Origin of the sequence: Pseudoalteromonas sp. SWXJZ94C (genome assembly GCF_015864385.1) — a bacterium.
Classification (GTDB): domain Bacteria; phylum Pseudomonadota; class Gammaproteobacteria; order Enterobacterales; family Alteromonadaceae; genus Pseudoalteromonas.
The window spans coordinates 1-10,479 of the sequence record NZ_JADYXF010000078.1 but is presented as its reverse complement, the minus strand read 5'-3'; the positions used below and the strand labels follow the sequence as shown (position 1 = coordinate 10,479).

Below are 10,479 nucleotides of genomic sequence, written 5' to 3'. Positions count from 1 at the left end.
CCATTTTTAAAATAAAAAAGGGCATCACCATTATCTTCTCTGCCTGATTTCATTTTCATTTGCGTTATTAGCATACCCGATGCAGGTATTTCATAAACGCGGGACTCGCCTTCATACCTGGGAGGTTGACCATTAGGAACGTTATAAATAATGTAAACTGAACCAACGTAACCCTCGGGCATAAGATAAATACTGGGACCATTTTCTTTACTATCAGAGCAGGCTGAAAGTAAGGTAACAATAATACTAATATAAATGATTTTTAGTGCTTTTATGTTAAAACAAAGTCTGCTCATTTGGGTTTTCATTTTAGTATTCCATTGAAGCAATTTTTTAAACTTGCTTTTTCGGTTAACATATCATGTTCAATGTTTTGTAGGGTAGATTTAAGTGATAATATTCATACGGTCTTTAACTTTATCAATTTCAATTATTTGTATTGCAGATCTAAGGTGTGCTGGTTTCAGCAGAACGATGCAGCTATTCTCATCTGTATTATTTAGATTTAGCCTTAAAACTAGTTTATTAAACTGTTTAAAGCTTACTGAAGTTAATGCTATCTAAAGGGAAATAACGATGACACGTATTTTAACTTTTTGTTTTATAGTAAAAAGTCAAAGCACTCGCTAATTCAGAATAATACGATATATCAGAGTTTTAGGTACGCTTGTTGTCGCTATATATGCAATGTATTAGCCCTAGAAAAATATTAATACGAAACTTATTATAAATACCCCTTCTGCTTTGCTTATTTTGAGTAAGGCACCATTAAATAAATATTGAGATTTAAACCATGGCACCAGGAACCAGCCTAAGCGTACTTGAAATAAGTGCGATATTTTTATCAATTACCGCGTTACTCACCTATGTAAACCATCGTTTTATTGGCTTACCAACAACCATTGGCGTTATGGTTATTTCAATGCTTTTGTCTATCGGCGCTATATTTTTGGGCTTTTTAGGGTTTGATGATCTTATAGATTACGAAGTGAGCTTGCTCGATCAGTTAGATTTTACCGAGGTTTTGCTTGATGGCATGCTTTCTATGCTGCTTTTTGCAGGGGCATTGCACGTTAATGTTAGTGATTTAAAGCGTTATAAACTGCCAATCGGGATTCTTGCGTGTTTAGGCACGTTGTTATCTACGGTCATTATTGCCGGCGCACTTTATTTTGTATTGCCGTTACTTGGGTTTAATTTGTCGTTTATTTGGTGCTTGTTGTTTGGCGCGTTAATATCGCCAACCGATCCGATTGCGGTAATGGGTATTTTACAATCGGCTGGCGCGCCTAAAAGTATTGAAACAGTGATTGCGGGTGAATCGTTATTTAACGACGGTATTGGCGTGGTTATTTTTGTGCTTTTATTGGGTATTTTATCCAGCGGTGATATTCCTACAACCTATTATGTGGCACACACGCTGGCGGTTGAAGCCGGTGGCGGTATTGTTTTTGGTTTGGTATTAGGTGGTATTTTATATTACTTACTTAAAAGTATTGATAGTTACCAAGAAGAAGTACTACTTACTTTAGCGGGCGTTATTGGTGGTTATGCACTTGCAAGCCATTGGCATTTGTCGGGCCCACTTGCCATGGTAATGATGGGGTTAATGGTAGGTAATCATGGTCGTAGTATGGCTATGAGCGACAAAACACGCCATTACGTTGATTTATTTTGGGAGCTGATTGACGAGATTTTAAATGCCATTTTATTTGTTTTAATTGGGCTTGAGGTGGTAATGATTGCGTATTCGGGCAATTTATTTGTTGCCGCAGGTTTAGCGATTATTATCGCGTTATTAGCGCGGCTTATTGTGGTTGGTGTAACCACAACTACTTTTGGTAACCAGTTAGGGTTACCTGCTGGTGCTTGGAAAGTATTAACCTGGGGTGGTTTGCGCGGCGGTATATCTGTGGCGTTGGTACTGCAATTACCAAATGGTACAGAGCGCGATATTTTATTGGCTCTGACTTATGCCGTTGTGGTGTTTTCTATTTTGGTTCAGGGTTTAAGTATTGGTAAAGTGGCTAAAAGCATTCGTTAAATATAAAAATGATGAATTAAATAGAGGCGGTTAAAGTGCGCCGAATATAATTATATTTATAAGCCCGTAAAATAAGCAGATTTTACGGGCTTATTTTTTTAGAGTGAAAAGAGGGTTTAAATATTTTTAACCAGCTGTTTTATAAGTGGTTATAGCGATGATCGCAAATAAGCCTACTTTTAAAGTTAAAATTAAAATCAAAATCAAAATTAATATTTAAGTTAGACTAAAGTCTATAGGTTAGATTTATTCACTTATTAGGTTTGTTTTAATCGTTTGTCGGTTTTGTGTTAATTCTCTAAAGTTCAGTTGTCGGCAACAAGCACGACTAACTAATACCAATTTTATTAAAACATGATCATTTTAGCGAATTAAATAACTCACTAACGGCGTTAAAAATTACTTATATAGAACGACTATATTTCATAATTTTTGCCTTGTTATTAAGCTATTTACCTGACGCTAAAAAAGCTCACTAGTTTAAACAATTGGCATAACAGGAATATAATCATGAAATTGACACTTATCAAAACTATCGCTCTTGGCTCACTACTTACATGTTCAGCTGCTGCAATGGCTAACCAAAGTGACTATAAATTAATGGTTATAGAAGCTGCAACAGCACCACAGCCACTTGAGCAATCATTTAATAGCTGCGCACTGAATGTTAAGTCAAAAAATTACGCACAAGCTGAAGAAATTTGTACACAAGCAATTGCACTTTTAAAAGACGCCGATGGTCCTAAATTTAAAGTACGCCAACTTACGTCATTTGCATTAAGCAACCGTGGTGTTGCACGTTTAAAAGCGAATAACGATACAGCTGGTTTAGCTGATTTATACGAAGCAAACCAAATGTCTACAAGTACAATGGTATCGCATAACTTAACTCGCGCTAAAGAAGAACTATCGTTATAAAAAGCCGTTATAAGCTTTTTATAAAATAGCGAGAGTAAAAAAGCCCATGTTAGGTTAATCCCTAACATGGGCTTTTTTGTGTTTGTTTTAACTAAAATTTAGTGAGCGCATAAATAATTACGTACACGGTGCCTATTTATAAAATGATTACCAAGGCTAAATATTAAAACGTAAGCGAGAGTTGAACACCACTGTAAATATGTTCTTCTGCTTCCCAGTAGTAACCATCAATTTGGCGTACTCGTGTAAATGCTTCTATTTTAAATGGTTTAAAATGATAGCCCATCCCAATACCTGCGTAGCCGTCTATGTCGTTGTTCGATTTTTCTATTTGGTAGGTGTTATCACCGCGGTCGTTTTTGAAGGCGAGTTCGAATAGGTCTAAACCTAGCTCTGCGTAAATAAAAAAGTCGTTGAAGTAGCCAAGTTTCATCCCGTTATCCCAGGTAATGAATTCTTCTTGCTCGCCTTGTTTGTTATCTACTCTTGCGGCACCAACAGCGCTTGTAAAAATAACGCCAAAGTTACTATGATTTTGTTTTGCCATCATTTCGACACCAACAGATGTAATGCTACTATCACCATTAAATTCTGATTTAACAAATACGGCGGTGTTTGGCATTTTGCTACCAAGTAAAAGCCTTGCATCGGCATTTTGGCTAAATGGTAAAAGTGTGCCTAATAGAACAAAAAGAGGGAGTTTGTATTTCAAAACAGTCAGCCCGTTAATAATGATAAGTTAGTAGAGTGGTTATTATAAGTGCGTTGTTTAGTATTGCATGTAATTAAGTGTATAAATTTGTTTGATTGTTATTTGACTATGGCAAAAACAAGTAGGTTAAAAATAAACCTACAAATAAAAACTTATAAATAAAGAGTATTCATAAAAACAAAAATGATGATTTTTAGGTACAGCCATGTTGTGTAAGTCCTTTTTATATATAGAAAAAATAATATCGTATTAGACTAAGGTCTATAGGTTAATTTTTCTCACTTATTAGGTTTGTTTTAATCGTTTGTCGGGGTTGTGTTAATTCTTTAAAGTTCAGTTGTCGGCAACAAGCACGGCTTAACTAATCAGGAATATGACCATGAAACTTACACTTATCAAAACTATCGCTCTTAGCTCACTATTAACATGTTCAGCTGCGGCAATGGCTGATACAGGTGATTACAAATTAATGGTTATTGAAGCTGCAACAGCGCCACAGCCACTTGAGCAATCATTTAATAGCTGCGCACTTAATGTTAAGTCAAAAAACTACGCACAAGCTGAAGAAATTTGTACACAAGCAATTGCACTTTTAAAAGACGCAGATGGCCCTAAATTTAAAGTACGCCAACTTACGTCATTCGCATTAAGCAACCGTGGTGTTGCACGTTTAAAAGCGCATAACGACACTGCTGGCCTTGCTGATTTATACGAAGCAAACCAAATGTCTACAAGTACAATGGTATCGCATAACTTAACTCGCGCTAAAGAAGAACTATCTTTATAGAAAGCCTTTATAAAATGCTTTATAGAGTGCTCTTATTTAGAACACTTTTATAAAATAGCGAGAGTAAAAAGCCCATGTTAGGTTAATCCCTAACATGGGCTTTTTTGTTTTAACTGCATAGATTTAGCCCACTATTACTTATGTTATTAATGAAAAAATAAGTGTGTCATCATTTTAATTTCTTTTTTCTCTAAATCTATACAAGTTTAATGTTGTAAATTCCGCTACTTATTAAGTAAATCAGTATCTAATTTTTCTAAAATATTGTGAGGGTTGAAAGGTTTTTTACCAATTTGTTTTTCGAATTCTGAGCGTATATTTTCATCAAGTTTCATGAAGTCAATTTTAAGTTGTAAAAACTTTTTTGATTCATATAAAATTACAGTAGTACTCTCACTATATTCAGATACGGCTAAACCAAGCTCAGAACGAGTGAAATTAAGTTGATTAATCGCAAAAGCTAGCGCATAGCGAGACTTACTTTCACATAGCTCTTGATTTCGAAACTTAAAATAGAACAGCGACTTCATAAATTTGTTTTTTGATACTTTAAGCGTTTTAAATACATTTAAATCTAGTCTTAATTCCGAGGATGTATTTTCCTCTTTTTTACATCGTGAAATAGAATCAGACAAAAGCTTTGTTTTATTTTCTACTTTATTATCTAAAAAATTCAAAATTTCATCATCAGAGCCTAATGAGTGAGTCGAATATAAAGCTATAATAATAGGTAGTATAGATGTTAGTTTTTTATTCACAGCCATTGAAAATTCCTTGCCAAAACCTTAATCGCTTGGGATTGTTGTGCATATGATAATACAAGACTATAAAGTCAGCTTCTTTTATAATTACATCCTTTACTAACGAAGAACTTGATTTCATCGCATCCGCATAAAGAGCCTATTCTTGCTGTGTTATATTGTAAACTACTTGTTGTAGTGTTTTTTTGTAAATACAGCTGAAAATACCTACAGATAAGTCCGTTTATGAATCCACCTGTTACTTTTTTATTCTTTCTTACCTCAAGATCTTTTTGGCTAACAGCATAAAAATTATATTCCATTTAGTGGTTCGCATTTATTTATTAAAAACTCTTTATTAAAATTAATAGTTAAAATGTAACTCAATACATTTAAAAGACAAAACAGTGTGTAATTATTTAGTTTAAAATTTTTTTTCATTATTGTATATTTTAGATGAAGATGATTTATTTGATCATTTTATACTGTCAGGTATTTTATAGGCTTGACCCAAATATTTTAAATATATAAAGGACTAACTAATGGGCTACGATGTAACTTTTCATGCAATTTCTAAAAATGAACTTAAAAAATATGTTTATGACGTTTTAGAGGATCCGACTTTAGCTGAAGAGCGTGGTAAGGAACTTACTGATGACGAAAGCGAGCAAGAGTTTATTCAAAGTATTTATGGCAACATGAGAGAGTGGCTGAGCGCGTCACAGCAAGAGCAGAATGACTTTGCAAAAACTTTTTCTTTTGCTATTGCAGCAATATCTGGTTATCTCCATGATTTTTATTACTCACGAAACTTTGCGTTATCTTTTATTGAGTTTGAAGATCACCCAGGCTTTTTTAAAAGTTATACATCTATTGAGGGCTCCCCATTAGTTGGCTGTACTGATTTAAGCGGTGGGAACATAGAAGGTAATTACAGCGCTTCAGGTTTTAGTGATGATGCTAAAGGCATTTTTGAACTAATGGAACAGATAGATTTGGATGTAGACGAAGAAGGGTTAGATTCATTAAAAAGGGCGCTAAAATACTGCGTTGATAACGACTTGCTGTTTTTAGAAGCAAGTGACTTAGTGGTTCCTTTTTCAAACGAAAGCTTTACAAATACAGATAAAATGAAGGCACACTTTCTTAAAAATATAGAAGGTTAAAACTTCTACGAGTTAATTTACTAAGGGCTATTGATTTAAAAGTAACGTTAAATAGCCCTTATATACATTTCATTTATTAGACTAAAGTCTATAGATTAGTTTTCTTCACTTATTAGGTTTGTTTTAATCGTTTGTCGGAGTTGTGTTAATTCTTTAAAGTTCATTTGTCGGCAACAAGCACGGCTTAACTAATAGGAATATAACCATGAAATCACTTATCAAAACTATCGCTCTTGGCTCACTACTTACATGTTCAGCTGCTGCAATGGCTAACCAAAGTGATTACAAATTAATGGTTATTGAAGCTGCAACAGCGCCACAGCCACTTGAGCAATCATTTAATAGCTGCGCACTGAATGTTAAGTCAAAAAACTACGCACAAGCTGAAGAAATTTGTACACAAGCAATTGCACTTTTAAAAGACGCAGATGGTCCTAAATTTAAAGTACGCCAACTTACGTCATTCGCATTAAGCAACCGTGGTGTTGCACGTTTAAAAGCGCATAACGACACTGCTGGCCTTGCTGATTTATACGAAGCAAACGAAATGTCTACAAGTACAATGGTATCGCATAACTTAACTCGCGCTAAAGAAGAATTATCTTTATAAAAAGCCTTTATAAAAAGCTTTATAGAGTGCTTTTACTTAGAGCACTTTTATAAAATAGCGAGAGTAAAAAAGCCCATGTTAGGTTAATCCCTAACATGGGCTTTTTTGTGTTTTGTATAGCGTTAATTCAGCTTTGCATAGTTGCGTTTAAAGGCGCTCAGCGATAACCATTAAGTATTTTAGTTAACATTAGTAAGCCTTTCACTTTTTAAAAATGACATCCTTTTACTTATTTACTAGGTACAAATTAAGTACGGATGAGCATAAATAGTATCGTTTTCAACATTTGCGTATAGCCTGTTTTATAGCGAATATTTAGGGTTGAACTGCTTTAATACATCAAAAATACTACATTATTTAAATTCTTAAATTACATTTGAAACTCTACTTTATTTATTAAACACTTTTTTAATCTGTTTTTTACTTAGGTTTACTGTAAAATTAACGGCTTAACATTTGTGTATCAATATTTACAGGTGTTATTACTGATTAAATATTCAAACCAATTTAAGTAGATCTTATGATTTTTTATATTATTGGGTTAAGTACGCTGGTGATTATTTTGTGCGTGGCGATTTATGTAATTTATAGCAATATACATAAAAGCCGGGTAAGAAAGTCAAATGAATACAACGTACTGTTTGATACAGACACGATAGTGGATGAGCTAATCAATCAACTAACAGAAAAAGATCAAACTCAAGAAAACGAAGAAGAAACAGCTAAAGGCAAAGAAGAAATCCTCGCAACATTTGTTCAACTACATCGTTCTGGTAGTTTTTGTGCACATTTAAGTGAACAGGAAATCATTTTCTTTGTTAAAAAGAAATTAAACATGGAGAGTAATAAAAATGGCTAGCGAACAGAGTGTAGTTCCTGCAGTAAAAAGTGATTCTTTTATTGACCGATTTGGTCGTAGAAATGTAATTTTAATAACATCGATTGTTGTTGTATTAGCGGTAATTGCAACGCTTACATCGCAAGTTGTTTCGTGGAATGAAGCTGATGAACGTTTGGTTCACCAATCAGCTTTTACAGGTAACTTAACCGTAATAAATCAGGCTGGTCCTTATTTAAAAGCGTTTGGTACTACATCGGCTTATAAAAAAGTAATTTCGATTAACTTTACCGGTGACGCAGGCGCAACAGCAAGCGCAATTGTACCGTTAATACCGATTCGATTTTTAGATACGACAACGGGCGGCGCAAGAGGTGTTTCTCGCTTTAGATTACCAGGCAATGTACCTGCAGCTGAATCGGGTTCTTTACGCGGTTTACTTAAAATACACGAAGAGTTTGGTTCACAAGAAACATTAATATCTAACTTGTTGATGCGTGCGACCACTGAAAATGTAAAAGCGTCGGCGCGTATGATGTCGGTAGAGCAGCATTACTCTGGTGGTAATGGTCAGTTAAGCCAAGATTTTGCTGATCAATTAACTAACGGTATTTTTGTTACTGAACAAATTATTAGTACGGGTGAACGTGATAAATCTGACGATTTGGGTAATTTAAGTAAGCAGCAGCGTGTAACTATTAATATTAAAATGGACGATGAAGGTAATGCGCTACGTAATGCTCCTATTTTAGGTGCTTATGGTATTACAGTAGTTGATGCCAGTATTATTGATATTGATTACGAGAGCAAAGTAAATGCTCGTCTTGAGGCGCAAAAACAAGCTGCAGCTGATGAAGCATTAGCACGTCAAAATCTTAAAAAAGCAGAGCAGCAAGCACGTACTGAAGTTGCTTTAGGTGAGCAAGCAATTGCTAAGCAACGTGCTGAATCAGAAAAGCTTAAAATTAAAGAGCAAATTGATGCTGAGCGAATTAAGGCAAATGCTATTATTTCTGCGCAGCAACGTGTTGCTGTAAAAGCGGAACTTGCAAAAGAGCAAGAAGAGATTTTAAAGCAACAACGCTTAGAAGCATTAGGTATGGACGTTTTAGCTGAAGCTCGTTTAAGAGCTAAGTCTGCGGCACTTGACCCTAAGTATGTATTTGATGAAACGCTAAAAGCAGAAGTTAAAATTCAAACCGCTTTATTTACGAGTTTAGGCAATAGCCGTTTAGTGCCTGAAATTGTAATTGGCGCGAGCCAAGGTGAGCAAAGCAATGGCTCTGAATTTATGCGTTTATTAGCCGCTGACGCTGCATTAAGCCTTAAAAAACGTTTAGAAAAAGAGAAAAAATAAATAATTTACTAAATATATAAACAATATTGAGGCATAGCCTTTAAATACTTAGCCTTTAAATATTATTATATAAACAATAAAAACGCTGGCCAATAAGCATTGGTCAGCGTTTTTTATTGTGCGTATTTTGCTATTGTACTGTTTAGGTAAGCTTTGTGGCTTATTAAACATGTATTTAGGTAATAAAAGGTAAATAGTGAGCAGTTATGGATTCGAACAGTAATCAATTTATTTTAGATTTAGGGCAAGAGCATATTACTATTCAACGACGATATGAGGCGTTAGGTGCATTGAACGATTTTTTTATTGCGGTGTGGTTTTTAATTGGTAGTTTTTTCTTTTTAAATGATGCATTAGTGCAAAGTGGTACGTGGTTGTTTATAGCGGGTAGTGCTCAATTACTTATAAAACCTGTTTTGAAGTTGATCAGCTTAGTACATGTTAGTCGGGTGTTTCATTCAAATAAAACACCATAAATACGACTCATGATGAGTTCAGTTATTATGACTAATAATTTACCTGTATAGGTAAATTATTTATTATCCAGAGTTCAGGTTAGTTATTAAATATCAAGGATAGAAAAGTGAAAGTACTTAAATGGATTACAATTGGTATAGCTACTTTATTAATTATAGGCTTACTAATTCCCGAAAAAATAATGATTCCTGTACAAGGTGCTACAAGTAAGGATTGGAACCATAATACGTTTTGGTATGAACCTTGGGGTAGGTCGGGTGTGCACAAAGGAATTGATATTTTTGGTAAAAAAAATACCCCCGTAGTTGCCTCAACAAGCGGTGTTGTTATATTTGCAGGTGAGTTAACCCGTGGTGGTAATGTGGTTGCGGTGCTTGGACCCAAATGGCGAATACATTACTTTGCACATTTAAATAATTACTCAGTAAATACCGGTGATATGGTTAGTATAAATAGCCAGATTGGTTTATTAGGTGATACAGGAAATGCGGCGGGAAAACAGCCTCATGTACATTATTCTATTTTATCGTTAGTGCCCATGCCATGGCTTTTTACAACGCAAAGCCAAGGGTGGAAAAAAATGTTTTTTTTAAGCCCTCATAAAAAACTTACCAAGTAACCCAGGGCAAGATCACGAACTTTACCTTGACTTAAAAGTATGATCTTATACTCCTTTTTTCAAGGAGCATTCTCATGCTTGATATTCAGCTATTTAAATATTTCGAATCAATCGATGATCCTCGCCAACAAGGTAAAGTGGTTCATAAACTATTTGATATCATATTCTTAGCCGTCAGCGCTGTTGTGTCTGGATGCCAAGGCTGGGAAGA

The 10,479-nt window shown here is 34.7% G+C and carries 13 protein-coding genes; 10 read left to right on the top strand and 3 right to left on the bottom strand.

Annotation, left to right across the window (positions count from 1 at the left end; all coding sequences use genetic code 11):
* The coding region (locus tag I6F65_RS20340) for a hypothetical protein (protein ID WP_197114647.1) at positions 1-308 on the bottom strand (308 nt) is incomplete at its 3' end.
* A gap of 485 nt (positions 309-793) precedes the next feature.
* Here I6F65_RS20340 and I6F65_RS20335 point away from each other — a divergent pair.
* Together I6F65_RS20335 and I6F65_RS20330 are read left to right on the top strand one after the other, a co-directional pair.
* Positions 794-2,044 (top strand): sodium:proton antiporter, encoded by a 1,251-nt coding sequence (locus I6F65_RS20335; RefSeq protein ID WP_166115203.1) that lies wholly within the window; start codon positions 794-796, stop codon positions 2,042-2,044.
* Positions 2,045-2,554: 510 nt separating this feature from the next.
* A complete protein-coding gene (locus I6F65_RS20330; RefSeq protein ID WP_166115201.1) occupies positions 2,555-2,962 on the top strand; it encodes a hypothetical protein in 408 nt (135 codons plus the stop codon).
* Positions 2,963-3,125: 163 nt separating this feature from the next.
* Here the strand turns inward: I6F65_RS20330 and I6F65_RS20325 are convergent, their stop codons facing one another.
* Positions 3,126-3,674, bottom strand: a complete 549-nt coding sequence (locus I6F65_RS20325; RefSeq protein ID WP_197114645.1) for a hypothetical protein — start codon at positions 3,672-3,674, stop codon at positions 3,126-3,128.
* Positions 3,675-4,053: 379 nt separating this feature from the next.
* Here I6F65_RS20325 and I6F65_RS20320 point away from each other — a divergent pair, with 379 nt between their 5' ends.
* Positions 4,054-4,461, top strand: coding sequence for a hypothetical protein (locus I6F65_RS20320; RefSeq protein WP_166115195.1), 408 nt, complete (start codon positions 4,054-4,056; stop codon positions 4,459-4,461).
* A gap of 224 nt (positions 4,462-4,685) precedes the next feature.
* Here I6F65_RS20320 and I6F65_RS20315 read toward each other — a convergent pair whose 3' ends face one another.
* Positions 4,686-5,225, bottom strand: coding sequence for a hypothetical protein (locus I6F65_RS20315; RefSeq protein WP_197114644.1), 540 nt, complete (start codon positions 5,223-5,225; stop codon positions 4,686-4,688).
* A gap of 518 nt (positions 5,226-5,743) precedes the next feature.
* Here I6F65_RS20315 and I6F65_RS20310 point away from each other — a divergent pair.
* The 7 genes from I6F65_RS20310 to I6F65_RS20280 form a co-directional block, all read left to right on the top strand.
* Positions 5,744-6,367: a hypothetical protein gene (locus I6F65_RS20310; RefSeq protein WP_197114642.1), complete on the top strand. Its 624-nt coding sequence runs from the start codon at positions 5,744-5,746 to the stop codon at positions 6,365-6,367.
* A 205-nt stretch (positions 6,368-6,572) separates the two neighbouring features.
* Positions 6,573-6,977 (top strand): hypothetical protein, encoded by a 405-nt coding sequence (locus tag I6F65_RS20305; RefSeq protein ID WP_197114640.1) that lies wholly within the window; start codon positions 6,573-6,575, stop codon positions 6,975-6,977.
* Positions 6,978-7,497: 520 nt separating this feature from the next.
* The gene (locus tag I6F65_RS20300; protein WP_024612754.1) at positions 7,498-7,836 is read left to right on the top strand and encodes a hypothetical protein; all 339 of its coding nucleotides are present in this window, start codon (positions 7,498-7,500) and stop codon (positions 7,834-7,836) included.
* The gene (locus I6F65_RS20295) at positions 7,829-9,172 is read left to right on the top strand and encodes an SPFH domain-containing protein (protein ID WP_024612753.1); all 1,344 of its coding nucleotides are present in this window, start codon (positions 7,829-7,831) and stop codon (positions 9,170-9,172) included. Before I6F65_RS20300 ends, I6F65_RS20295 begins: the two co-directional genes overlap by 8 nt.
* Before the next feature lie 206 nt (positions 9,173-9,378).
* Positions 9,379-9,648 carry a YrhK family protein gene (locus I6F65_RS20290; RefSeq protein WP_024612752.1) on the top strand — a complete coding sequence of 90 codons (270 nt, stop codon included), beginning with the start codon at positions 9,379-9,381 and terminating at the stop codon, positions 9,646-9,648.
* 107 nt (positions 9,649-9,755) lie between these two features.
* Positions 9,756-10,268 carry a M23 family metallopeptidase gene (locus tag I6F65_RS20285; RefSeq protein WP_024612751.1) on the top strand — a complete coding sequence of 171 codons (513 nt, stop codon included), beginning with the start codon at positions 9,756-9,758 and terminating at the stop codon, positions 10,266-10,268.
* A gap of 74 nt (positions 10,269-10,342) precedes the next feature.
* Positions 10,343-10,479, top strand: a 137-nt coding sequence (locus I6F65_RS20280) for a transposase family protein (protein ID WP_197111189.1), incomplete at its 3' end; no start/stop codon positions are given.

Excerpts from the sequence above, each read along its gene's own strand:
- I6F65_RS20335 (WP_166115203.1), top strand. The coding sequence starts at position 794 with ATGGCACCAGGAACCAGCCTAAGCGTACTTGAAATAAGTGCGATATTT.
- I6F65_RS20330 (WP_166115201.1), top strand. The coding sequence starts at position 2,555 with ATGAAATTGACACTTATCAAAACTATCGCTCTTGGCTCACTACTTACA.
- I6F65_RS20320 (WP_166115195.1), top strand. The coding sequence starts at position 4,054 with ATGAAACTTACACTTATCAAAACTATCGCTCTTAGCTCACTATTAACA.
- I6F65_RS20315 (WP_197114644.1), bottom strand. The coding sequence starts at position 5,225 with ATGGCTGTGAATAAAAAACTAACATCTATACTACCTATTATTATAGCT.
- I6F65_RS20310 (WP_197114642.1), top strand. The coding sequence starts at position 5,744 with ATGGGCTACGATGTAACTTTTCATGCAATTTCTAAAAATGAACTTAAA.
- I6F65_RS20305 (WP_197114640.1), top strand. The coding sequence starts at position 6,573 with ATGAAATCACTTATCAAAACTATCGCTCTTGGCTCACTACTTACATGT.
- I6F65_RS20300 (WP_024612754.1), top strand. The coding sequence starts at position 7,498 with ATGATTTTTTATATTATTGGGTTAAGTACGCTGGTGATTATTTTGTGC.
- I6F65_RS20295 (WP_024612753.1), top strand. The coding sequence starts at position 7,829 with ATGGCTAGCGAACAGAGTGTAGTTCCTGCAGTAAAAAGTGATTCTTTT.
- I6F65_RS20290 (WP_024612752.1), top strand. The coding sequence starts at position 9,379 with ATGGATTCGAACAGTAATCAATTTATTTTAGATTTAGGGCAAGAGCAT.